The sequence below is a fragment of the Microbacterium sp. NPDC090014 genome, from assembly GCF_044748285.1.
GTDB lineage: Bacteria > Actinomycetota > Actinomycetes > Actinomycetales > Microbacteriaceae > Microbacterium.
This window is the reverse complement of the sequence record NZ_JBIVFS010000001.1, coordinates 2,671,052-2,694,194: the sequence shown is the minus strand read 5'-3', so window position 1 is coordinate 2,694,194 and position 23,143 is coordinate 2,671,052. Positions and strand designations below refer to the sequence as shown.

24 protein-coding genes are annotated in these 23,143 nt (G+C 68.3%); 20 read left to right on the top strand and 4 right to left on the bottom strand.

Features of this window, described 5'->3' with window-relative positions:
• Window positions 1-24: 24 nt before the first annotated feature.
• Window positions 25-828 (bottom strand): c-type cytochrome, encoded by an 804-nt coding sequence (locus ACIPV5_RS12920; RefSeq protein ID WP_053096702.1) that lies wholly within the window; start codon window positions 826-828, stop codon window positions 25-27.
• A gap of 20 nt (window positions 829-848) precedes the next feature.
• A complete protein-coding gene (locus ACIPV5_RS12915; protein WP_053096700.1) occupies window positions 849-1,505 on the bottom strand; it encodes a heme-copper oxidase subunit III in 657 nt (218 codons plus the stop codon).
• A gap of 189 nt (window positions 1,506-1,694) precedes the next feature.
• Here ACIPV5_RS12915 and trpD point away from each other — a divergent pair, with 189 nt between their 5' ends.
• Together trpD and ACIPV5_RS12905 are read left to right on the top strand one after the other, a co-directional pair.
• Entirely contained in the window at window positions 1,695-2,759 is a 1,065-nt protein-coding gene (trpD, locus tag ACIPV5_RS12910; RefSeq protein ID WP_053096699.1) for an anthranilate phosphoribosyltransferase, read from the top strand.
• 8 nt (window positions 2,760-2,767) lie between these two features.
• Window positions 2,768-3,754, top strand: a complete 987-nt coding sequence (locus tag ACIPV5_RS12905) for a PHP domain-containing protein (RefSeq protein ID WP_285363344.1) — start codon at window positions 2,768-2,770, stop codon at window positions 3,752-3,754.
• A gap of 1 nt (window position 3,755) precedes the next feature.
• On the opposite strand, the gene ACIPV5_RS12900 is transcribed toward ACIPV5_RS12905, so the two are convergent.
• Window positions 3,756-4,691 carry a 5'-3' exonuclease H3TH domain-containing protein gene (locus ACIPV5_RS12900; RefSeq protein WP_400341156.1) on the bottom strand — a complete coding sequence of 312 codons (936 nt, stop codon included), beginning with the start codon at window positions 4,689-4,691 and terminating at the stop codon, window positions 3,756-3,758.
• A 203-nt stretch (window positions 4,692-4,894) separates the two neighbouring features.
• Between ACIPV5_RS12900 and rpsA the strand changes: the two genes are divergently transcribed.
• From rpsA to ACIPV5_RS12840, 12 genes are all read left to right on the top strand, one after another.
• Complete coding sequence (gene rpsA, locus ACIPV5_RS12895) at window positions 4,895-6,349, top strand: 30S ribosomal protein S1 (RefSeq protein ID WP_053096692.1); 1,455 nt, start codon at window positions 4,895-4,897, stop codon at window positions 6,347-6,349.
• A gap of 133 nt (window positions 6,350-6,482) precedes the next feature.
• A complete protein-coding gene (locus ACIPV5_RS12890) occupies window positions 6,483-7,334 on the top strand; it encodes an ABC transporter ATP-binding protein (protein ID WP_053096690.1) in 852 nt (283 codons plus the stop codon).
• A complete protein-coding gene (locus tag ACIPV5_RS12885) occupies window positions 7,331-8,377 on the top strand; it encodes an aliphatic sulfonate ABC transporter substrate-binding protein (RefSeq protein WP_056278943.1) in 1,047 nt (348 codons plus the stop codon). Before ACIPV5_RS12890 ends, ACIPV5_RS12885 begins: the two co-directional genes overlap by 4 nt.
• Entirely contained in the window at window positions 8,374-9,234 is an 861-nt protein-coding gene (locus ACIPV5_RS12880) for an ABC transporter permease (RefSeq protein ID WP_150115086.1), read from the top strand. Before ACIPV5_RS12885 ends, ACIPV5_RS12880 begins: the two co-directional genes overlap by 4 nt.
• 2 nt (window positions 9,235-9,236) lie before the next feature.
• The gene (gene acs, locus ACIPV5_RS12875) at window positions 9,237-11,237 is read left to right on the top strand and encodes an acetate--CoA ligase (RefSeq protein WP_400341155.1); all 2,001 of its coding nucleotides are present in this window, start codon (window positions 9,237-9,239) and stop codon (window positions 11,235-11,237) included.
• Window positions 11,234-12,538: an O-acetylhomoserine aminocarboxypropyltransferase/cysteine synthase family protein gene (locus tag ACIPV5_RS12870; protein WP_056278941.1), complete on the top strand. Its 1,305-nt coding sequence runs from the start codon at window positions 11,234-11,236 to the stop codon at window positions 12,536-12,538. Before acs ends, ACIPV5_RS12870 begins: the two co-directional genes overlap by 4 nt.
• Window positions 12,535-13,119 carry a CoA-binding protein gene (locus tag ACIPV5_RS12865; RefSeq protein ID WP_083569349.1) on the top strand — a complete coding sequence of 195 codons (585 nt, stop codon included), beginning with the start codon at window positions 12,535-12,537 and terminating at the stop codon, window positions 13,117-13,119. Before ACIPV5_RS12870 ends, ACIPV5_RS12865 begins: the two co-directional genes overlap by 4 nt.
• A gap of 32 nt (window positions 13,120-13,151) precedes the next feature.
• Complete coding sequence (gene coaE, locus ACIPV5_RS12860; RefSeq protein WP_072591439.1) at window positions 13,152-13,751, top strand: dephospho-CoA kinase; 600 nt, start codon at window positions 13,152-13,154, stop codon at window positions 13,749-13,751.
• A complete protein-coding gene (locus ACIPV5_RS12855) occupies window positions 13,748-14,959 on the top strand; it encodes an MFS transporter (protein WP_082298029.1) in 1,212 nt (403 codons plus the stop codon). The genes coaE and ACIPV5_RS12855 overlap by 4 nt, the downstream gene beginning before the upstream one ends.
• A gap of 67 nt (window positions 14,960-15,026) precedes the next feature.
• A complete protein-coding gene (locus tag ACIPV5_RS12850; protein ID WP_400341154.1) occupies window positions 15,027-15,812 on the top strand; it encodes a GNAT family N-acetyltransferase in 786 nt (261 codons plus the stop codon).
• 65 nt (window positions 15,813-15,877) lie between these two features.
• Window positions 15,878-17,950, top strand: a complete 2,073-nt coding sequence (uvrB, locus tag ACIPV5_RS12845; protein WP_053096678.1) for an excinuclease ABC subunit UvrB — start codon at window positions 15,878-15,880, stop codon at window positions 17,948-17,950.
• A 19-nt stretch (window positions 17,951-17,969) separates the two neighbouring features.
• The gene (locus ACIPV5_RS12840; RefSeq protein ID WP_072591436.1) at window positions 17,970-18,302 is read left to right on the top strand and encodes a TfoX/Sxy family protein; all 333 of its coding nucleotides are present in this window, start codon (window positions 17,970-17,972) and stop codon (window positions 18,300-18,302) included.
• 59 nt (window positions 18,303-18,361) lie between these two features.
• Here the strand turns inward: ACIPV5_RS12840 and ACIPV5_RS12835 are convergent, their stop codons facing one another.
• Window positions 18,362-18,604 carry a hypothetical protein gene (locus ACIPV5_RS12835; RefSeq protein ID WP_053096676.1) on the bottom strand — a complete coding sequence of 81 codons (243 nt, stop codon included), beginning with the start codon at window positions 18,602-18,604 and terminating at the stop codon, window positions 18,362-18,364.
• A 45-nt stretch (window positions 18,605-18,649) separates the two neighbouring features.
• On the opposite strand from ACIPV5_RS12835, the gene ACIPV5_RS12830 reads away from it, so the two are divergent.
• Genes ACIPV5_RS12830 through ACIPV5_RS12805 form a run of 6 tightly spaced genes read left to right on the top strand, consistent with a single transcriptional unit; the run spans window position 18,650 to window position 23,128 of the window.
• Window positions 18,650-19,093, top strand: coding sequence for a MarR family winged helix-turn-helix transcriptional regulator (locus ACIPV5_RS12830; protein WP_053096674.1), 444 nt, complete (start codon window positions 18,650-18,652; stop codon window positions 19,091-19,093).
• Between the two features lie 20 nt (window positions 19,094-19,113).
• Window positions 19,114-19,845 (top strand): DUF4129 domain-containing protein, encoded by a 732-nt coding sequence (locus tag ACIPV5_RS12825; protein WP_072591434.1) that lies wholly within the window; start codon window positions 19,114-19,116, stop codon window positions 19,843-19,845.
• Window positions 19,842-20,369, top strand: a complete 528-nt coding sequence (locus ACIPV5_RS12820) for a hypothetical protein (RefSeq protein WP_400341153.1) — start codon at window positions 19,842-19,844, stop codon at window positions 20,367-20,369. Before ACIPV5_RS12825 ends, ACIPV5_RS12820 begins: the two co-directional genes overlap by 4 nt.
• 10 nt (window positions 20,370-20,379) lie before the next feature.
• A complete protein-coding gene (locus ACIPV5_RS12815) occupies window positions 20,380-21,345 on the top strand; it encodes a MoxR family ATPase (RefSeq protein ID WP_056278936.1) in 966 nt (321 codons plus the stop codon).
• Complete coding sequence (locus tag ACIPV5_RS12810; protein WP_400341152.1) at window positions 21,342-22,601, top strand: DUF58 domain-containing protein; 1,260 nt, start codon at window positions 21,342-21,344, stop codon at window positions 22,599-22,601. Before ACIPV5_RS12815 ends, ACIPV5_RS12810 begins: the two co-directional genes overlap by 4 nt.
• A complete protein-coding gene (locus ACIPV5_RS12805; protein WP_187249803.1) occupies window positions 22,598-23,128 on the top strand; it encodes a hypothetical protein in 531 nt (176 codons plus the stop codon). Before ACIPV5_RS12810 ends, ACIPV5_RS12805 begins: the two co-directional genes overlap by 4 nt.
• Window positions 23,129-23,143: the final 15 nt, after the last annotated feature.

Sequence of the window (23,143 nt, the reverse complement as noted above, 5' to 3'; positions counted from 1 at the left end):
ACGTTCCTCTTCGATGAATAAGCGTCAGTTGGACTTCGCCGTGATCCACACGGTGATGGCGACGAGCGCGCCGATGCCGAAGATCCAGACGAACAGGCCCTCGGAGACGGGACCGAGCGAACCGAGCGAGAAACCGCCGATCTGCACGGACTGCTGCTGGTAGAGCAGAGCCGAGATGATGTCGCGCTTGTCTTCGTCCGACAGGTTCATGTCGCCGAAGACGGGCATGTTCTGGGGGCCGGTGACCATGGCTGCGTACATGTGCAACGCGCTGGTCTCGGTCAGTGCGGGGGCGTACTTGCCCTCGGTGAGTGCTCCTCCGGCGGCCGCCACGTTGTGGCACATCGCGCAGTTGACGCGGAACAGCTCCGCGCCGTTGGCGACGTCGCCTTCACCGTCGAGGATGTGGTCCTCGGGGAAGGTGGGGCCGGGAGCCGACTCCTGCACGAAGGAGGAGATCGCGAGGATCTGCTCCTCGGTGAACTGCGGCTCCTTCTGCGGCGCCTGGGGCCCCTGCATCTGCAGCGGCATGCGGCCGGTCGACATCTGGAACTCGACCGCGAGCTCGCCGACGCCGTAGAGGCTCGGTCCGTTCGCCGTGCCCTGCAGATCGAGACCGTGGCAGGTGGCGCAGTTGGCCGTGAACAGCTTCTCGCCGTCCTCGACGGTGAGCGTGCTCGCCGCGGTGGTCTGGGTGTCGGTCGCAGCGAAGGCTGCGGACGTTCCGGCGTACACGGCGCCGGTGATCATGAGGCCTGCTCCGATGAGGGCTGCCGCAGCCAGGGGACTGCGACGGCCATTCGAACGGCGCTTCTTCTCTCGTGCCATCTCGGGGATCAGCTCCGCTCTTATTTCAGGAAGTAAATGACGACGAACAGCACGATCCAGACGACGTCGACGAAGTGCCAGTAGTAGGACACCACGATCGAGGAGGTCGCCTCCTTGTGCCGGAAATTCTTGACGGCGTACGCACGGCCGATGACGAGGAGGAAGGCGATCAGACCGCCGGTGACGTGCAGGGCGTGGAAGCCGGTCGTCAGGTAGAACGCGGATGCGTAGGAGTCAGCGCTGATCGGCATGCCTTCTGCGACGAGCTGCGCGTACTCCCAGACCTGCCCGGAGACGAAGATCGCGCCGAGGGCGAAGGTGAGGAAGAACCACTCGACCATGCCCCAGCCGAACAGGCGACGGCGGCCGGCGCCGTTCTTCTGTCCCTTGGCGATGCGGTACGGCTGCAGGTCCTCGGCCGCGAACACGCCCATCTGGCACGTGAACGAGGAGAGCACGAGGATCGCCGTGTTCACGAACGCGAACGGGACGTTCAGCAGTTCGGTGCGGTCGGCCCAGAGCTCGGGGGAGGTGCTGCGGAGCGTGAAGTAGATCGCGAAGAGTCCCGCGAAGAACATCACCTCGCTGCCGAGCCACACAATGGTGCCGACAGCTACCGGGTTGGGGCGCTTGATCGTTCTTGCCGCCGGGGCATACGTCGCTGAGGTCGTCACCATTCCATTATGGCCGATCTCCGGGCGTGATTCTCGCACCGGAGGCCCTCGTTTCGCCCGCGAACGACTTAGGGGACCCTAAGAAAACGCTGCGAATCCTCGGTGAATACGCGGGAAACGAGGGATGATCGACGCCCGGCGCCCGTTCTGCAAGAGTCTGCACGTTTTCCCTGCGCCGATAGGATCGCACACATGGCTGATTCCCTGACCTGGTCCGACGTGCTCACCACTCTTCTGGAGCGTCGCGACCTCAGCGTCTGGGAATCGACGTGGGCGATGCGTCAGATCATGCGCGGCGACGTCACGCAGGCGCAGCTCGCCGGTTTCCTCGTCGCCCTCCGCGCCAAGGGAGAGACGATCGATGAGATCGTCGGATTCCGTGATGCGATCCTCGAGGCGGCGGTCCCGCTGCCCGTGTCGCCCGACGTCCTCGACATCGTCGGCACCGGCGGTGACCGTGTCGGCACGGTCAACGTGTCGACCACCGCGGCGGTCATCATCGGGGCGACCGGCATCCCGGTGGTCAAGCACGGCAACCGCGCAGCCAGCTCCGCCTCCGGCTCATCCGACGTGCTGAGCGCGCTCGGGCTGGAGCTCACCCTCGATCCCGCGGCGGTGTCGTCGATCCTCGACCGCACGGGCATCACGTTCGCCTGGGCGGGCGCCTTCCACCCCGGGTTCAAGCACGCGGGCGCCGTCCGTGCCGAACTCGGCGTCCCCACTGTCTTCAACATGCTCGGCCCCCTCTGCAACCCGGCTCGGGCCGAGGCGAACGCCGTCGGGGTGGCGCAGCTCGAGCGCGTCCCCCTCATCACGGGAGTGTTCCGGACGCGGGGCGCCACGGCCCTGGTGTTCCGCGGAGACGACGGCCTCGACGAGCTGACGACCACGGGGCACAGCCGCATCTGGGAGGTCACGCGCGGTGACATCCACGAGCACGATCTCGATCCTCGAGATCTCGGGATCCCGATCGCGGACCTCGCGGATCTGATCGGCGGAACGCCCGACCACAACGCGGCGGTGCTGCGCCGGACGCTCGAGGGGGAGACGGGCGCGGTGCGAGACATCGTGCTCCTCAACGCGGCGGCCGGGATCGTCGCGTTCGAGCTGTCCCAGGACGCGACTCAGGTACAGCGACCGATCCTCGAGCGTCTCCGCGAGGGCTACGAGCGGGCAGCCGCGGCGGTCGACGACGGTCGCGCCATAGCGAAGCTCGACGAATGGATCGGCGTCAGCCGCGAGCTGGCATCCGCATAGGAGATGTGATGGACCCGATCGCCGCCCTGCTCGAGATCGCCTCGCTGCTGGAGCGGGAACGCGCGTCGCGGTACCGGGCGAAGGCCTTCCGTCAGGCAGCTGCGACCCTGCAGCAGCTGCCGGAGGACGTGCGCTCGGATCCGACGAGGCTGCGCGCGGCGAAAGGGATCGGCGAATCGACCTTCGGAGTCATCCGACAGGCGCAGAGCGGAGAGGTTCCCGACTATCTCGTGGAGCTCCGAGGCGACGTGGAGCCCGAGCGCGTGTCGGCCCTGAGAGCGAAGCTCCGAGGGGACCTGCACGCGCACACCGACTGGTCGGACGGAACCACGCCTATCGGCGTGATGGCGTCAGCGGCGCGGGCTCTCGGTCACGAGTATCAGGCGATCACAGATCATTCCCCGCGTCTGCGGGTCGCCCGCGGACTCTCCGCGGAGCGGCTGCGCGAGCAGATGCCGCTCGTGAGGGCGGAATCGGGTGACGGGTTCACGCTGCTGGCGGGGATCGAGGTCGACATCCTCGAAGACGGCGCGCTCGATCAGGAGGACGCCCTCCTCGGGGAGCTCGACATCGTGGTCGCATCCGTTCATTCGAAGCTGCGGATGGACGCCCGGCCCATGACCGCACGGATGATCGCCGCCGTGAGCCACCCGCGCGTGAACGTGCTCGGGCATTGCACCGGACGGCTGGTGCAGGGGGACCGAGGCACTCGTCCGGAATCGCAGTTCGATGCCCGTGCCGTCTTCTCCGCATGCGCCGAGAACGGCGTCGCGGTCGAGATCAACTCCCGGCCGGAGCGTCAGGACCCGCCCGACGATCTGATCGCGATCGCCCTCGAGGCCGGCTGCCTCTTCTCGATCGACTCGGATGCGCACGCACCGGGTCAGCTCTCGCTCCTCGATCACGGTGCCGAGCGTGCCGAGAAGGCGGGGGTGCCTGCCTCCCGCATCATCACGACCTGGGGTCTCGACCGACTGCTGGCCTGGGCGAGCTGAATCAGGCGTCGATCGTCGCGATCGCGGCGACGGCCCTGGTCATCGAGCCGCCCAGGTTCCACCGCTCAGCCAGTGCGGTCGCAGCATCAGCCTCGGACGGGTCGAGCGGACGCAGCGGGTCGCTCGGCGAGGTGATCGGGAGGTCGGTCGCGACGGCGACGACGGTGGGGGCGACCTCGAGGTACGTCGCGGCGGCGAGCACCTTCGCCCGGACCCCGGCGCTCATCCCCTCACCCGCCTCGGCAGCCGCGCGGATGCCGGCGAGATCGCCATGGGCCTGCAGGAGCGTGGCCGCGGTCTTCTCGCCGACGCCGGCCACGCCGGGAAGTCCGTCCGATGCGTCGCCGCGCATCGTCGCGAAGTCGGCGTACTGGCTCGGCAGCACGCCGTACTTCGCGACGACCACGGCATCCGTGACGATCTCGAGATTGCTCATGCCTCGTGCGGTATAGATGACGCGCACGTTCCTCGCGTCGTCGACGAGCTGGAACAGGTCTCTATCGCCCGTGACGATGTCGACCAGCATGGTGGCGTGCGTCGCGAGCGTGCCGATCACGTCGTCCGCTTCGTGCTCCGCGACGCCGATGATCGGGATGCCGAGCAGGGCGAGAGTCTCGCGGATGAGGGGGATCTGCGCCTCGAGGGGGTCGGGGACCTCCTCGACATCGGGCCCCGCGGGCACGACCTCGACGACACGGTGCGCCTTGTAGCTGGGGATCAGGTCGACTCGCCACTGGGGTCGCCAGTCGTCGTCCCAGCACGCGACCACATGGGTCGGCTCGTACAGCGTCACCAGCTTCGCGATGATGTCGAGGAGTCCTCGTGCGGCGTTGATCGGGGAGCCGTCCGGCGCCGTGACCTTGTCGGGCACCCCGTAGAACGCACGGAAGTAGAGGCTTGCGGTGTCGAGCAGGAGGAGCTTGTCGGCGCGGGGCATGCAGACAGTCTGTCAGCGCGCCGAACGCGGATGGTATCGAGTCCGTCATATCGTCTCGGGATCTGATAACCTTGACTGTCACTCGTGGCGTGCCTATGCATGCCCGGGAGGCAGAAACCAATCAATCGCTGCAGAGCTCATGATCGGCCGTGCGCGGCCGGAGCCCTCAGCCCGAGTCTCCATTCACAAGGACAACCCACTACATGACTACCGCAACGACCGCCCCGGCCACCAAGCAGGTCGCCATCAACGACATCGGATCTGCTGAGGACTTCCTGGCCGCGGTCGAGAAGACCCTGAAGTTCTTCAACGACGGCGACATCATCGAAGGCACGATCGTCAAGATCGACCGCGATGAGGTCCTCCTCGATGTCGGATACAAGACCGAGGGCGTCATCCCCTCGCGCGAGCTCTCGATCAAGCACGACGTCGACCCGAACGAGGTCGTCAAGGTCGGCGACGAGGTCGAGGCCCTGGTTCTCCAGAAGGAGGACAAGGAAGGCCGTCTGATCCTCTCCAAGAAGCGTGCTCAGTACGAGCGTGCCTGGGGAGACGTCGAGAAGATCAAGGAGAACGACGGCGTCGTCACCGGTACGGTCATCGAGGTCGTCAAGGGTGGACTCATCGTCGACATCGGCCTCCGCGGCTTCCTGCCGGCCTCGCTCATCGAGCTGCGCCGCGTCCGCGACCTCACGCCGTACCTCGGCCAGGAGATCGAGGCCAAGATCCTCGAGCTCGACAAGAACCGCAACAACGTCGTGCTCAGCCGCCGTGCGCTGCTCGAGCAGACGCAGTCGGAGTCGCGCACCACTTTCCTGAACAACCTGCACAAGGGTCAGGTCCGCAAGGGTGTCGTGTCGTCGATCGTCAACTTCGGTGCATTCGTCGACCTGGGCGGCGTGGACGGCCTCGTGCACGTCTCCGAGCTGTCCTGGAAGCACATCGAGCACGCCTCCGAGGTCGTCGAGGTTGGGCAGGAGGTCACCGTCGAGATCCTCGAGGTCGACCTCGACCGCGAGCGCGTCTCCCTGTCGCTGAAGGCTACGCAGGAGGACCCGTGGCAGGTCTTCGCCCGTACCCACGCGATCGGACAGGTCACGCCGGGTAAGGTCACCAAGCTCGTTCCGTTCGGTGCGTTCGTTCGCGTCGCAGACGGCATCGAGGGCCTCGTCCACATCTCCGAGCTCTCCAGCAAGCACGTCGAGCTGGCCGAGCAGGTCGTGTCGGTCGGCGAAGAGGTCTTCGTCAAGGTCATCGACATCGACCTCGAGCGTCGTCGCATCTCGCTCTCGCTGAAGCAGGCGAACGAGGCAGTCGACGTCAACGGCACCGAGTTCGACCCGGCGCTCTACGGAATGCTCGCCGAGTACGACGAGGCCGGCGAGTACAAGTACCCGGAGGGCTTCGACCCCGAGACCGGTGCGTGGAAGGAAGGCTTCGACACCCAGCGCGAGGCATGGGAGCAGGAGTACGCTGCAGCCCAGGCTCGCTGGGAGGCGCACAAGGCTCAGGTTGCCAAGGCAGCCGAGGCCGAGGCGGCCGCTGGCGACGACTTCGGTGGTCAGGTCTTCTCGAGCGAGGCCGCAGGCGCGGGCACGCTCGCGGATGACGAGGCTCTCGCGGCTCTCCGCGAGAAGCTCTCGGGCGGCAACGCTTAAGCATCACGCTCTGAACGGGCCGTCATCCTTCGGGATGGCGGCCCGTTCTGCGTCTCGACGCGTCCTCGGATCTCCATGACCGATCATTACGCTCGCATTCGTCACATTCCGGCGGGTTGGACAGCATGGGGACATGACCTCTCTGCTCTCGGCGCCCTCGACGGCCGGCGCGTCGGCGATCGCCGGCACCGCACAGCCGGTGCGCCTGCAGGGGGTGGAGCGCAGCTTCACGCTCTCCCGCGGCCGGCGCGACGTCCTCCGCGCGGTCGACGTCGACGTCGCCGCCGGTGAGATCGTCGCCATCGTCGGTCCCTCCGGGTGCGGCAAGTCGACGTTGCTGCGGCTCGTCGGGGGACTGGATGCGCCGACCGGCGGCAGCATCCGCATCCAGGACACGCGCGTGGCCGACGTCGACGAGCGCACCGCCGTCGCGTTCCAGGAGCCCCGCCTGCTGCCATGGCGGACCATCGCCCAGAACATCGAACTCGGTCTGCCCCGTGGCACCGCGCGCCGCGAAGGCCGGGAACGTGTTCGGGAGCTCATCGAGCTCGTCGGCCTCGAGAAGGCCGCTGATCAGCGGCCACGCGAAGTGTCGGGTGGCATGGCGCAGCGCGCCTCGCTCGCACGCGCCCTCGCTCGCAATCCCGGCGTGCTGCTGCTCGACGAGCCGTTCGGTGCGCTCGATGCGCTCACCCGCCTGCGGATGCACGATCTGCTCCTCAAGATCCATGCGGCTGAGCCGACCACCGTCCTCCTCGTCACGCACGATGTCGAAGAAGCCCTCTATCTCGCCGATCGTGTGCTGCTGTTGCGCACGCTCGGCGACGCCGACACGGAAGCGCCGTCCATCGTGCGCGCGATCACCGTCCCCGGCATCCGACCCCGGGACCGCGCCGATCGCGGTCTCGCCGACCTCCGCGCAGAGCTCCTCGAAGGACTCGGCGTGGACACCCACCACCGCACCGCCACCGAGGAGACCCGATGAGCACCATCACCCGACGAATCATCCCCGCGATCACGATCGCAGGGACGATGATGCTCGTCGCCACCGGCTGCGTCGCCGGTGAGAACGCCACCGCCTCGGACTCGTCGTCCGACGACGCGGCAGCCTCAGGGGAGTGGTCGGCGGACACTCTGTCCATCGACTTCGCGACCTACAACCCGCTCAGCCTCGTGATCCGCGACCAGGGGATCCTCGAGGAGATCCTCGGCGACGACGTCGAGGTCGAGTGGGTGCAGTCCGCGGGATCCAACAAGGCGAACGAGCTGCTGCGCTCCGGCTCGATCGACGTCGGCTCCACGGCCGGCTCGGCGGCCCTGTTCGCCCGATCGAACGGCTCACCGATCCAGGTCATCGACATCTTCTCGCAGCCCGAATGGTCGGCGATCGTCGTCGGCCCCGACAGCGACATCACCTCGGTCGAGGACCTCGCGGGCAAGTCGGTCGCGGCGACGAAGGGAACGGACCCCTATTTCTTCCTGCTCCAGTCTCTTGAGGAAGCAGGCCTCTCGGTCGACGACGTCGAGGTCCAGAACCTCCAGCACGCCGACGGCCGTGCCGCTCTCGACAGCGGCTCGGTAGACGCCTGGGCGGGCCTCGATCCCATCATGGCCGCGGCCGAGGTGGAATCGGGCGATGAGCTCATCTACCGCAACGTGGACTTCAACACCTACGGCTTCCTCAACGCCACCGAGGACTTCATCGAGAACCACGCGGACCTCGCGCAGGCGGTCGTCGACGCATACGAGCAGGCGCGCGAGTGGGCCCTCGAGAACCCCGACGAGACCGCGGCGCTGCTCGCCGAGGTCGCAGGAATCGACCCCGCGGTCGCGACGACCGTCATCGAGGAGCGGTCGAACCTCGACGTCAGCGGCATCCCCGGTGAGGCGCAGATCGCCGTGCTCGAGAAGATCGCGCCGGTGCTGGTCGAATCCGGAGATGTCCAGGGTGGCGAGGCTTCGGTCGAGAAGGCTCTCGACTCCCTCATCAACGCCACCTTCGCCGAGAAGGCGGTCGGCGGCGAGTGATCACTCCCGACCAGCGCGTGGTGGTGCCCGCGGATGCGCAGGACGCGATCGACGCGGCGCGCGGAGTCCGGCGTCGTGACGAGGCCGGTGCCCGTCATGCCTGGGATCGACCCGCGGTGCGTCTCGTCGGCGGACTGCTGCTTCCGCTCATCATCGTCGGTGCCTGGCAGCTGGTCACGACCACCGGGCTCGTCGCGCCCTACCTGCTCCCTTCGCCGGCATCCGTCTTCACCGCGGGGGTCGAGCTGGCCGAGCGCGGCACGCTGTGGACGCACGTCGCCATCTCGGTGCAACGGGTCCTGCTCGGGTTCGCGGTCGGTTCTGTCATCGGACTCGCGGTGGCCGGCATCGTCGGTCTGTCACGGGTCGGCGACGTGCTGCTCAGTCCGACGCTCTCCGCGATCCGAGCGGTGCCGTCGCTCGCCTGGGTGCCGCTGCTGATCCTGTGGATGCAGATCGGCGAGGAGTCCAAGGTGACGCTGATCGCCATCGGCGCCTTCTTCCCGGTCTACACGACTGTCGCGTCCGCACTCCGCCACGTCGACCCGCAGCTGGTAGAGGCGGGACGCTCGTTCAGTCTTCGCGGATGGTCTCTCTTCCGCACGGTGCAGCTGCCGGCCGTCGTGCCGTCGGTCGCCGCGGGGCTCCGGCTGGCGCTCGCGCAGGCGTGGCTGTTCCTCGTCGCCGCCGAGCTGATCGCGTCGTCGATGGGACTCGGCTTCCTGCTGACCGACTCGCAGAACAGCGGCCGCGTCGATCGGATCATCCTCTCGATCGTCCTGCTGGCGCTGCTCGGCACGATCACCAACGCGATCCTCGTGGTGGTCGAGAAGTACCTGCTCCGCCGGTGGATGTGACGATGGCCGAGGCGCGCCTGCACGAGACCCGTTCGTACCCGGCCCCTGCTGCGTTCGCCGCTCAGGCGAACGTCGCCGACGAGGGGTATGCGAGGGCCGCCGCGGATCCCACGGCCTTCTGGGAGCAGGCCGCGTCCCGACTCGACTGGGTAGAGCACTGGCACACGGCCCACGAGTGGGATCCGCCTGCGGGCGATGCCGTCCCGGCGGCGCGCTGGTTCGTGGGCGGGCGCCTCAACGTGGCCTACAACTGCGTCGACCGTCATGTCGACGCCGGGCGCGGGGACAAGATCGCCCTCCACTTCGAAGGAGAGCCGGGGGACAGGGCTTCGGTCACGTACGCGGACCTCCAGCGTCGCGTCTCGCAGGCGGCGAACGCGCTGACCGCGCTCGGCATCGAACCGGGCGACCGGGTGGTCGTCTACCTGCCCGTGCTGATCGAGACGGTCGTGATCACGCTCGCATGCGCACGGATCGGCGCCGTGCACTCACTGGTGTTCGGCGGCTTCTCGGCCGAAGCGGTGCGCTTCCGTCTGATCGACACCGGCGCCAAGCTGCTCGTCACGAGCGACGGGCAGTTCCGCCGCGGCACCGCGACCGAGGTGAAGTCGACGGCCGACATCGCCGCAGCGGATCTGCCGGACCTCGAGCATGTGCTGGTCCTGCGGCGCACCGGCCAGGACGTGCCGTGGACCGACGGCAGAGACGTCTGGTGGCACGACACGGTCAGCACAGCCTCGTCCGACCACATCGCGCAGGCGTTCGACTCCGAGCATCCGCTGTTCATCATCTACACATCGGGGACCACCGGAAAGCCCAAGGGCCTCGTGCACACCTCCGGTGGCTACCTGACGCATGCGAGCTGGGCACACTGGGCGCACTTCGACGCGAAGCCCGACGACGTGCACTGGTGCACGGCGGACCTCGCGTGGGTGACCGCTCACACCTACGAGATCTACGGGCCTCTCTCCAACGGGCTGACCCAGGTGATCTACGAGGGAACGCCGGACACCCCCGATCGCGAACGTCATCTCGAGATCATCGAGCGGTACGGCGTGACGGTGTACTACACGGCGCCGACGCTGATCCGCACCTTCATGACCTGGTTCGGGCCCGAACTCCCGTCGGGTCACGATCTCTCGACCCTCCGTCTGCTCGGGACCGTCGGCGAGGCGATCAATCCGGAGGCCTGGATCTGGTTCCGCCGGAACTTCGGGCGCGATGAGCTGCCGGTCATCGACACCTGGTGGCAATCCGAGACCGGGGCGGCGATGATCGCGCCGCTGCCCGGAGTCACGACCCTCAAGCCGGGGTCCGCGTCCGTGCCGCTGCCCGGCATCGATGCGACGGTCGTCGACGCGGACGGCCACGAGGTCGCTCCCGGTCGGTCGGGCACCCTCGTGGTGCGCCGCCCGTGGCCGGGTATGGCGAGGACGGTGTGGGGCGACCCTCAGCGCTACCGCGATGCATACTGGTCCGCCTACGCCGGGCACGGCGAACACGGCGGCTACTACGTGGCGGGCGACGGCGCGACGAGAGACGCCGACGGCTACATCTGGATCCTGGGGCGGCTCGATGACGTGGTGAACGTGTCGGGCCACCGGCTGTCCACGATCGAGATCGAGTCCGCGCTGGTGGCGCACGAGACGGTCGGCGAAGCGGGAACGGCCGGCGTCGCAGACCCCATCACAGGCCAGGCGGTCGTCGCCTTCGTGACTCCCTCCGGACGATCCGAGGTGTCGGTCGCCGCGCTGCGGTCGCAGGTGGCGGCTGCGATCGGTCCTGTCGCCAAGCCGAAGCACATCGTCGTGGTCGCCGACCTGCCGAAGACCCGCTCGGGAAAGATCATGCGCCGACTTCTCGCCCAGCTGTGGGAGGCCGAGCAGGATCGTCGCTCGGGACGAGCCCCGGCTCCGCTGGGAGACACGACATCGCTGCAGAATCCGTGGGCCGTCGGCGAGATCGCCGCCGTGCTCGAGAACGTTGAACTGAGGACATCATGACGGAAGAACATCGCTTCGGGTTTCGCACGAGGGCGCTGCATGCCGGCGGGACTCCCGACGCAGCGACCGGCGCAAGGGCCGTGCCGATCTACCAGACGACGTCGTTCGTGTTCGACGACGCGGCGGACGCCGGCAACCTCTTCGCCCTGCAGAAGTACGGGAACATCTACTCGCGCATCGGCAACCCCACCGTCGCCGCGCTCGAGGAACGTCTGGCCTCGCTCGAGGGCGGCATCGGTGCGGTCGCGACCGCCTCGGGGATGAGCGCGGAGTTCATCACGTTCGCGGCGCTCGTCGGAGCGGGCGACCATGTGGTCGCCGCGGCGCAGCTGTACGGGGGCACGGTGACCCAGCTCGACGTGACCCTGCGTCGTTTCGGCGTGGAGACGACGTTCGTCGCGTCGACCGATCCCGCCGACTACGCCGCCGCCATCCGTCCGGAGACCAAGGTCGTCTACGTGGAGATGATCGGCAATCCCTCGGGTGAGATCGCCGACATCGAGGGGCTGGCCGAGGTCGCTCATGCCGCAGGTGTGCCGCTGGTCGTGGACGCCACGCTCGCCACCCCGTACCTCGCGCGCCCTCTGGAGCACGGCGCGGACATCGTCATCCATTCGGTCACCAAGTTCCTGGGCGGACACGGGACGACGCTCGGCGGCGTCGTCATCGAGAAGGGCACCTTCGACTGGGGCAACGGCCGCTTCCCGCAGATGACAGAGCCGGTCGAGTCGTACGGCGGCATCAAGTGGTGGGACAACTTCGGCGAGTACGGCTTCCTCACCAAGCTCCGCACCGAGCAGCTGCGTGACATCGGCCCGGCGCTGAGCGCGCAGTCGGCGTTCAACCTCCTTCAGGGAGTCGAGACGCTGCCGCAGCGGATCGATGCGCACCTTGCGAACGCGCGGATCGTGGCCGAATGGCTCGACTCCGACCCCCGGGTCGAGTATGTGACGTGGGCGGGTCTCGAGCATCACCCGCACCACGAGCGCGCAGCGAAGTATCTGCCGCTCGGTCCTGGTTCGGTGTTCGCGTTCGGGGTCAAGGCCGACGACGGTCGCTCGGCGGGCGAGACGCTCATCGAGAATCTTCAGCTGGCATCGCACCTCGCGAACATCGGGGACGCGCGCACGCTCGTCATCCACCCGGCATCGACGACCCACCGTCAGCTCACGGAATCGCAGCTCGTCGCGGCGGGCGTGCGACCGGACCTCATCCGCATCTCGGTGGGCCTCGAGGACGCAGAAGACATCATCTGGGATCTTGACCAGGCCCTCACGACAGCGACAGGAGCCACTCGATGAGCGGAATCGAGACCACCGGCGCCGACGCCTGCGCGCTGCCAACCGCCCAGGATTCTGTGGCCTGCGCCCTGCCCGCATCCGCGCCGGCGCACCCGGATCGGACCTGGGAGGGTCCCAGCCAGCAGCAGCGCTTCGGCATACTGCGACGCGCGAAGTCGGTCGCCATCGTCGGCGCGTCGAACAATCCCGCGCGCGCCTCGTATTTCGTCGCGACGTACCTGCTCTCCAGCACCGCATACGACGTCTATCTCGTCAACCCGCGGGAATCGGAGATCCTCGGTCAGCCGGTCTACGCCTCGCTGTCCGACCTGCCGGTGGTCCCGGACGTCGTCGACGTCTTCCGCCGCCATGACGACCTGCCCGGCGTCGCCCAGGAGGCGATCGAAGCCGGGGCGCAGACCCTGTGGCTGCAGCTGGGATCGTGGAACGAGGATGCCGCGGCGATCGCCGAGGGCGCGGGGCTCTCCGTGGTGATGGATCGGTGCATCAAGATCGAGCACGCCCGGTTCCACGGAGGCCTCCACCTGGCCGGTTTCGACACCGGCGTCATCAGCTCGCGACGGCAGCTGCTGGCCCGCTGATCCGCGATCTCAGCCCCGTTTAGACTGGCGAGATGCCTCTCATCGCGCTCACCGGCGGCATCGCCTCGGGCAAGTCGACCATCGCACGACGACTCGCAGAGCTCGGCGCGGTGGTCGTCGACGCCGATCAGATCGTCCGCGACGTGCAGTCGCCCGGCTCCGAGGTTCTGGCACGGATCGAGGATGCCTTCGGCGCGGACGTCATCTCGGCGGACGGCGCACTCGACCGCGCCGCCCTGGGGGCCAAGGTCTTCGCCGATCCGGAGCAGCTGGCACGACTGAACGCGATCGTGCATCCGGCCGTCCGTGCCGAGTCGCAGCGACGATTCGAGGCGGCAGCGGCCGCCGAACCGGGCGGTGTGGTCGTGTACGACGTGCCCCTTCTGGTCGAGGCGCGCGTCGATGACCCCTGGGACCTGATCGTCGTCGCCCATGCGCCTGCCCAGGAGCGCAGACGGAGGCTCGTGGAATTGCGCGGCATGGCGGAACAGGCTGCGCAGGAGCGGATCGATGCGCAGGTCTCGGACGAGCGTCGGCTGGCGATCGCCGATGAGGTCGTCGACACATCCGGATCCCTGGAGCAGACGATGCTGCAGACCGATGCCCTGTGGAAGCGGATCCGCTCGTCGTGACCTTCACCGGTCACGCACCCGGATCCCCTGCCTATCGGCGTCTCATCGTCGGGCTCTTCTTCGCCGGCATCGCGACATTCGCCCAGCTCTATTCGCCGCAGGCCGTTCTGCCGCAGCTCTCGTCCGATCTCGGGATCACGCCTGCCACCGCGGCACTCGCTGTATCGGCCGCGACGCTGGGTCTCGCGGCGGCGGTGATCCCGTGGTCGATGGTCGCGGATCGCATCGGCCGAGTGCCGGCGATGGGGACCGGCATCCTCGCCGCTACCGTTCTGGGTCTGGTCGCTCCGCTCAGCACCGGCATGGAGATGCTGCTGGCGCTGCGCCTGCTCGAGGGCATCGCGCTGGGCGCCGTGCCGGCCGTAGCGCTCGCGTACCTCAGCGAGGAGGTGAGTGCGCGTCATGCCGCGGCGGCCGCGGGGAGCTACATCGCCGGGACGACCGTGGGTGGTCTGCTCGGTCGCGTCGTGTCCGGATTGGCGGGAGAGCAGTGGGGGTGGCGTGCGGGAATCTGGGTCGTGGCCGGTGTCTGCGCGATGGCGGCCGCTCTCTTCCTCTGGCTGACGCCGAAGGCCCGGGGGTTCGTGCCCGGTCGGCTTCGCCAGGGTGCGACAAGCGGGATGCTCGCGCGTCTCGTGTCGCCGATGCGCTCCGCACCGCAACTCGCCCTCTACGCGCAGGGCTTCCTCCTCATGGGAGCGTTCGTCGCGGTGTACAACTACCTCGGATTCCACCTCATCGACGCGCCGTTCTCTCTTCCGAGCTGGCTGGTGACCCTGCTCTTCCTCGCCTACCTCGCGGGCACCGTCTCGTCACCGACCGCCGGTGCTCTCGCATCTCGCTTCGGTCGGTACCCGGTGCTGCTGTGCTCGATCGCGGTGATGGGGATCGGAGCGCTCGCCATGCTCAGCCAGGCCGCGCTGCCGGTGGTCCTCGGGCTGCTGCTCTTCACGGGCGGCTTCTTCGGCGCACATGCGGTTGCGTCGGGGTGGGCTCCGGCCGCTGCCACGCCGGACAGTCGTGCGCAGGCATCGTCGCTCTACTACTTCGGCTACTACGCGGGCTCGAGCCTGTTCGGATGGGCGCTGGGCATCGTGTTCGGCAGGGCGGACTGGGCGTGGTTCGTGGGCGCGATCATCACGATGTGCGCGGTGTCGGCGGCACTCGCGGCGCGCGCGCTCCGGTCGTCGCCGACAGGACGCATATGATCGCGAGGCGGCACCGCCGCGCAGCCGCTCGCCGGCGCGACCGACCCGAAGGACCAGCACCATGCGCATGAGGCATCTTGCAGCGTACGACCACGAGCTGCGCACGGATGCGGAAGTGGTGCATGCCCTCGATGTGGCGACGCGCGGACCGCTGCGTCTCGCCGCCTTTCCGGGCGGGCGCGGGTTCGTGTCCTACGCCGATCTCGGCGGGGTCGATCAGGGCGGCATCGAGACGCTCGTCGATGCCGCGCTCGCGCACTTCGGGAGGCGGAGCGAGATCGACTCGATCGAGTGGAAGACGCGCGGGCATGACCGGGCACCGGGGCTCGGCGGGACTCTCGAAAGACGAGGCTTCGTGCCGGAGGAGACGGAGTCGGTGATGATCGGCGAGGCGGAGCTGCTCGCCCAGCCGGTGTCGCTCCCCGCCGGAGTCGAGCTTCGGCGCGCGCGAACGGAGACCGAGGTGTTCGCGATGGAGGAGATGCAGGGCAGGGTGTTCGGCGATCCCCGGTGGCGGGTGCGGGTGGAGACGACGCTGCAGCGCATCCGCGAGGACGACACGGTGGAGCTGTGGACCGCCGTCGCCGGAGACGAGGTGATCAGCGCTGGACGGCTCGAACCGGTCACGGGCACGCGATTCGCCGGTCTGTGGGGAGGTGCGACGCTGCCCGAGTGGCGGGGCCGCGGCGTCTATCGGGCTCTGACGGCCCAGCGGGCGCGATCCGCCCTCGCCCTCGGCAAGGTGTATCTGCACTCGGATTCCACGGAGTTCTCGCGGCCGATCCTCGAGCGGGCCGGGCTCGTCACGGTCACGACCACCACTCCCTACGTGTGGACGCGGTCGACTGACTGACGGGCAGAGATTCCGCTGGGGGCTCTCGTGGCCCCGATGTCGGTGGCCCGGCATACGCTGGAGGTATGCAAACCACGCGCAGCGTCCGTCCTTTCGAGGTCATCAGCGAATACGCGCCCGCCGGCGACCAGCCGAAGGCCATCGCCGAGCTCGCGTCGCGCATCAATGCCGGCGAGACAGACATCGTCCTGCTCGGTGCCACGGGTACCGGAAAGTCCGCGACGACCGCCTGGCTGGTCGAGCAGGTGCAGCGCCCGACGCTCGTCCTCGCGCACAACAAGACTCTCGCCGCGCAGCTCGCCAACGAGTTCCGCGAGCTGATGCCGAACAACGCCGTCGAGTACTTCGTCTCCTACTACGACTACTACCAGCCGGAGGCGTACGTCCCGCAGACGGACACCTTCATCGAGAAGGACTCGTCGATCAACTCCGAGGTCGAGCGTCTCCGCCACTCGACGACCAACTCGCTGCTGAGCCGTCGGGATGTGATCGTGGTCTCGACGGTCTCCTGCATCTACGGTCTCGGTGCGCCGGAGGAGTACCTCCGGGCGATGGTCGCGCTCCAGGTGGGGGAGCGCTACGACCGGGACGCGCTGATCCGACAGTTCATCTCGATGCAGTACAACCGGAATGACGTCGACTTCTCCCGAGGCAACTTCCGCGTGCGGGGAGACACCATCGAGATCATCCCCGTATACGAGGAGCACGCGATCCGCATCGAGCTGTTCGGCGATGAGATCGAAGCGCTCTATTCGCTGCATCCGCTCACCGGAGAGGTGATCGAGAAGCTCGACTCCGTGCCGATCTTCCCCGCCTCGCACTACGTCGCCGGCACCGACGTGATCCAGCGCTCCATCGGCACGATCGAGCACGAGCTCGAAGAGCGGCTCAAGGAGTTCGAGCGTCAGGGAAAGCTCCTCGAGGCCCAGCGCCTGAGGATGCGCACCACGTTCGACCTCGAGATGCTGCAGCAGCTCGGGTTCTGCTCGGGCATCGAGAACTACTCCCGGCACATGGACGGGCGCCAGCCGGGCGAGCCGCCGCACACGCTGCTCGACTTCTTCCCTGACGATTTCATGCTCGTGATCGACGAGTCGCACGTGACGGTGCCGCAGATCGGTGCGATGTACGAGGGCGACGCCTCTCGCAAGCGCACGCTCGTCGAGCACGGCTTCCGGCTTCCGAGCGCGATGGACAACCGGCCGCTGCGCTGGGACGAGTTCAAGAACCGAATCGGACAGACCGTCTATCTCTCTGCGACACCGGGCAAGTACGAGATGGGGATCGCCGACGGCGTGGTCGAGCAGATCATCCGCCCGACCGGACTCGTCGACCCGCACATCATCGTGAAGCCGTCGAAGGGGCAGATCGACGACCTCCTCGAGGAGATCCGGCTTCGGGTCGAACGCGACGAGCGTGTGCTCGTCACGACACTCACGAAGAAGATGTCCGAGGAGCTCACGGACTTCCTCGGCGAGCACGGCGTACGCGTGCGATACCTGCACTCGGACGTGGACACTCTGCGACGGGTCGAGCTGCTCAGTGAACTGCGTGCCGGGGTGTACGACGTCCTCGTGGGAATCAACCTGCTCCGAGAGGGGCTCGACCTGCCTGAGGTGTCCCTCGTCGCGATCCTCGACGCCGACAAGGAAGGCTTCCTCCGGTCAGGCACCTCGCTCATCCAGACGATCGGTCGCGCGGCGCGAAACGTCTCCGGCGAAGTGCACATGTACGCCGACAAGATCACCGACTCGATGGCGAAGGCGATCGAAGAGACCGATCGCCGCCGCGAGAAGCAGGTCGCGTACAACCTCGAGAACGGTATCGACCCTCAGCCGCTGCGTAAACGGATCGCCGACATCACCGAGGTGCTCGCGCGTGAGGGCGCCGACACCGCTGAGATGATGTCCGGGCGCGGGAGAGCGACCGGCAAGGGCAAGTCGCCGACGCCGAACCTGCGGCGCACCGGCATCGCCGCAGAAGGAGCTCAGCAGCTCGAAGCGGTGATCCAGGACCTCTCGGATCAGATGCTCGCGGCTGCCGCCGAGCTCAAGTTCGAGCTCGCCGGGCGGTTGCGCGACGAGGTGCAGGACATGAAGAAGGAACTGCGCGCGATGGAGAAGGCCGGCCACGCCTGAGACGCTCGGAGGCACCAGGATGGATGCAGCGGGCGAGGAGCTCGCCGATCGAGTGCGAGCGCTCCTCACACTCGATGAGGACGTCGAGGAGAAGCGCATGTTCGGCACGCGCGCCTTCCTCCTCGATGGGCACATCCTCGTCGGAGCGCGCGCGGGCGGGGTTCTGCTCGTCCGGGTCGATGGCGAGCACGGTGACTCGCTGATCACCCGCCCCGGGGTGGCGGTCGCGGTCATGGGCGCGCGGACGATGGGCACCAGCTGGCTCGATGTGTCGCCGAGCGTGCTCGTCGACGACGATGATCTCGCCTCGTGGCTCGACGTCGCACGCCAAGACGCGCAGCGCGACGACTGAGAGCGAGAGTCTCAGCTGACGCGCGAGAACGAGTCTCAGCCGACGGGTGAGATCCCCTGTCAGGGGCAGTGAACGAGGGTCTTCGGACCTGAACGGTCGATCTCGTGCTCGCTCATCGGTGCACCGCACAACGGGCAGGCGCGCTCTGCCCGCTCGGACGGGCTCGGCGGGGGAGTCTTCTCGTAGGGGCCGACGGAGGCGGGGCCCGCGAAGCGGATCAGATTCGAGTTGATCCACGCGTACAGTCCTCCGGCCTCGCGAATCCGAGTGCGGAGCGGAGGTCGATCGTCAGAACTGGCCATGTTGCTTAGTGTACTAACTATTAGGGTCAATGTATATTCGAAGCCGTGACCGCATCGGACGACCTGCTCAAACTCGACAATCAGCTCTGCTTCGCCCTGGTGACCGCAGCGCGCAACGTCGTGGCGATCTACCGGCCGATCCTCGAGCCGCTCGGGCTCACGCATCCGCAGTATCTCGTGATGCTGGCGCTCTGGGAGCGTGCTCCGCGTCCCTTGAACGATCTTGCGGCTGACCTCGCTCTCGAGCCGGCGACGGCGTCTCCCCTGGTGAAGCGTCTGGAAGCCGATGGGCTGGTCGCCAGACAACGCAGCGTCGAGGACGAGCGCCGTCTCGACATCACCCTCACGGACACGGGTCGAGCTCTGCGAGATCGCGCTCTCGACGTTCCTCGACAGGTGATGGCCGCCGTGGGGATGGATCTCGAGCAGGTAGCCACACTGCGCGACGGGTTGTCGGCATTCGCGGGTCGCCGCCCCGCCATGGAGTGACCGCACCGTAGGGTGTGGGCATGCCGAGCGAACCCCAGACGCGTCTTGCGCGCCGGAGCGTCGATCGCATGGTCCTCTCGACTCTCGTCGTGGGACTCTTCGTCGTGGCCATGATCGCTGCGGCGATCCAGGGCGCGCCGACGTTCCGCCCCGCCGCGCCGATTCCTCGGGGGACAGCGGAGCCGCTGCCGTCCAGTGATCCGGGTGCCACCGGGGTTCCCGAGCCGATGGAGATCGACTCCACCGCCGCCGCGGTCGTTCAGACGCTCGCCGTGATCCTCATGGCGCTGGTCGCTGCGGGGCTCATCGCGCTCCTCGTGATCGCCGCGAGAGCCCTGCTGCGAGCGTGGCGGGATCGCCCGCTGGGCCGTCGTGACGCGGCGGCGGTCGCATCCGAGGTCGATCACCTCACCTCGGCGCCGGAACCCGAGATCGCCGTCGCTGTGATGCAGCGCGGGATCGCCGGGGCGCTCATGCAGATAGACGAGCGCGCCCGAGCGTCTGATGCCATCGTCGCCGCGTGGATCGGCCTCGAAGAGAGTGCCGCAGACGCAGGGGTGAAGCGAGCGGCGACCGAGACTCCCGGCGAGTTCGTGGTGCGGATCATCACTCTGCGGCCCGGGGTGGCCGGGGACGCCGCGTCGCTGCTGCGTCTCTACGAGAGCGTCCGATTCGGAGCCGGGTCGGCCGACGAGGGCGACCGGGCCTCGGCGAGAGAGGCCCTGCGACGCATCGAGGAGGTGTGGCGGTGACTGTCCGCAGAACGCTGGTCGCAGCGGGGGCGGCGGTCCTCGTCGCTCTGGCGCTCCTCGGCTTCGGCTTCACCTGGCCGTTCGTGATCGCATGGGGTCTCCTGATCGGTGCGGTCGGTCTGCTCGCGCAGCTCGCGATGCCGCTCGAGCCGGGGTTCGACGCGCCGCGCATAGACGTGGAGCCGGATCGACGACCTACCGAGATCTCTCGCATGGCGTGGGCACTGAACACACACACCGGCATCGCGGGAGCGCAGATCACGCGCCGTGTCGGGGTGATCCTGCGTCAGCGGCTGATGCGCCACGGAGTGGATCCGGATGACCCTGCCCACCGCGACCGACTCCCGCGGCTGATCGACCCGGGAGTCTGGGAGCGCCTGACGGGACCGGAGACGACGATCGTCGACGTCGAGAGGGCGCTGGACGCGATCGATCGACTGGATCCCACCTCGCCGGACGAACCGTCACCCCGGTTGCACGTACCGACCCCCGACCGCGGGCGGCCCTCGCCGCCGCGTCGATGAAGGAGATGCCATGACGAGCCCCGCAGAGATCGCCGCCACCGGAGCCCGGATCCTGGCCGCCGTGCGAACAGTCGTCGTGGGCATGGACGACCCGGTCGAGATCGCTCTGGCCTCGATCCTCGCCGGCGGTCACGTGCTGTTCGAGGATGTGCCGGGCCTGGGGAAGACGCTCGCCGCGCGCAGCCTCGCCTCGGCGCTGGGGCTGTCGTTCCGGCGCTTGCAGTGCACTCCGGACATGCTGCCCGGCGATGTCACGGGGTCGTACGTCTACGCACCGGACTCGGGGGACTTCGTCTTCCGGCCGGGGCCGATCTTCACCGGACTGCTGCTCGCCGACGAGATCAACAGGACCACGCCGAAGACGCAGTCCGCGATGCTCGAGGCGATGGCGGAGCGACAGGTGACCGTCGAGGGCAACAGCTTCGCGCTGCCCGCGCCGTTCCATGTGATCGCGACGTCGAATCCGATCGAGTACGAGGGCACGTACGCGCTGCCCGAGGCACAGCTCGACAGGTTCATGGTGCGGCTGTCCGTCGGCTATCCGGCGGCGGAGAGCGAGGCCCGCATCCTGGAGAACCGCGTGAGCAGGCGCCAGGAGGCTGCTCACATCGCTCCGGTCATCGACGCCGCTCAGCTCATCTCCCTGCAGGAGGCCGTCGAGGCCATCCACGTCGACCCGGACATCTCGCGCTACTGCGTCGAGATCGCACGCGCCACCCGGACCGCGGCCAACGTCGAGGTCGGTGCGTCGCCGCGCGGTTCTCTGGGGCTGCTGCTGCTGGGACGAGCGCTCGCGGCTCTGGATGGCCGCGACTTCGTCCGTCCGGACGACATCAAGCGGATCGCCGTGCCCGTGCTGGCGCATCGTCTCACGCTCACACCTCAGGCGTGGGCCCAGGGCGCGTCGGCATCCGATGTGGTGCGCTCGGTCGTCGGACAGGTGGCTGTTCCGCCGACCGTCGGAGTGCTCGGATGACGGACGGACCCGACGCGGGGCGTCGCGGTCCTGTGTTGTCCGTGGCGATCGGAGGCGCTGTCCTGCTCGCCGCGGTCGGCCTTCTCGCGGGAAGACCCGACGTGGTGGCGATGGGGCTTCCTCTGGCCATCTGGAGCGGTCTCGCGATCGCGCGGGGCACATCCGGCGCGGTGGCGAAGATCGCGATCGACCCGGTGCCCGGGCGCGATGGCGAGCTGCTCGCATCGATCGCGGTGGACAGCGAAGCGGATGCCGTCGAGGTGGTGGTCGTGCAGTCGGAGCGTCGCAGCAGACGCGTGATCGTGCCCGGCGGTGGCTTCACATTCACTGCGCGGAGCAAGGTCCTGCACTCCGGTCCGACGATCCCGGTCCAGGCGGCAGCGAGGGGGTTCTCCTTCGAGGGAGCGGCGCTCTCGTCGACGTCGGACCTCGCCGCCATCAGGCGTCAGGTGGCCCCGCCCCGCCGATCACTCGACGCGCTCCCGCTGCCGCGACGACTGACGGGGTCGCACGGCGCGCACGAGGGGCGTCGGGCGGGTCAGGGCGGCGACTTCCGGGACATCCACCCCTTCGCGCCCGGCGACGAACTCCGCCGCGTGGACTGGCGGGCGACGGCGCGGATGTCCCGTCGGCCAGGCGATCTGCTGGTCCGTCGGACCAATACGCTCAGCGACTCGTCGGTCGTGGTCGCCATGGACACGTCTGAGGATTTGGGTGAGGTCGTCGCCTCGTGGGGGAGCGGCGACCGCGAACGCAGCGGCGTGACCTCCCTCGACCTCGCGAGGGAGGCTGCGCGAGCCATCGCCGACTCGGCCATAGGCGAGGGCGACCGCGTCGCACTTCACGTGCTCGTGCACGGCGGCCGGTCGTTGAGGAGCGGCGGCGGCTCGAGGCACCTGGCACGGGTCGTGGCGGCCATCGCCGCGACGGGCCAGGCGAGAGACGACGCGACTTTCCGTCGCACTCCTCCCGTGCCGCACGGCTCGGTGGTCTTCGTGCTGTCGACCTTCTTCGAGGGCGCCGCCGCTCGGACCGCGCTGATGTGGAGGGCCAGCGGCCACAGAGTCGTCGCCGTCGATGTCCTCCCTCCGCTCGACCGTGCTCGGCTCACCCGTGCGCAGCTGATCGGCTTGCGCACCGTGCTCGCAGAGAGGGGGAACGTGTTCGCGGATCTCCACGGCGCCGGAGTCGACGTGGTCTCGTGGGCCTCGGACCCGTCCTCGGCGATGCGTGCGATCGCGAGGGCCGGGCGATGAGAGCGAACGACACGCTACGGACGGGTCCTTCCGTCCCGGGACTCGTCGTGAGGGGCGCGCTCGTCGTCGCCGTCGCCGCGGGTGCTGCGATGCTGTGCCCGTTGCTCGGATGGCAGGTGGCGGCAGTCGTCCTGGCGATCATCGCCGCCGCTCTTCCGCAGACTTTCGCGGCCTGGGGGTCGATCGGATGCCTCGTGATCGGGATGCTGATCTCGGAGCCCGACGTCGGGCGCGCGATGATCGCTGTGCTCGCGGTGCAGGTGATCCATGTCCTCATGTCGCTCTCCCTCGTGATCCCGGCCGGCTCCCGCGTGATCGTGACCGCCCTCCGTCCGAGCCTGGTGAGGCTGATCGTCGTGCAGGCGATCGCCCAGCCGATCACCGTGGCCGTCATGGTGGTCATGCGCATCGACACCCCCGCGTCGCTGCCGACAGTGCCCTGGGCCGCTGTCGCCGGGGCCGGAGCCGTGGTCGCACTCGTCGCGACCCTGCTCACGCGGGCGAACCGCGGTACTCGAGAGCACTGATCGCTTCCCTGTGAG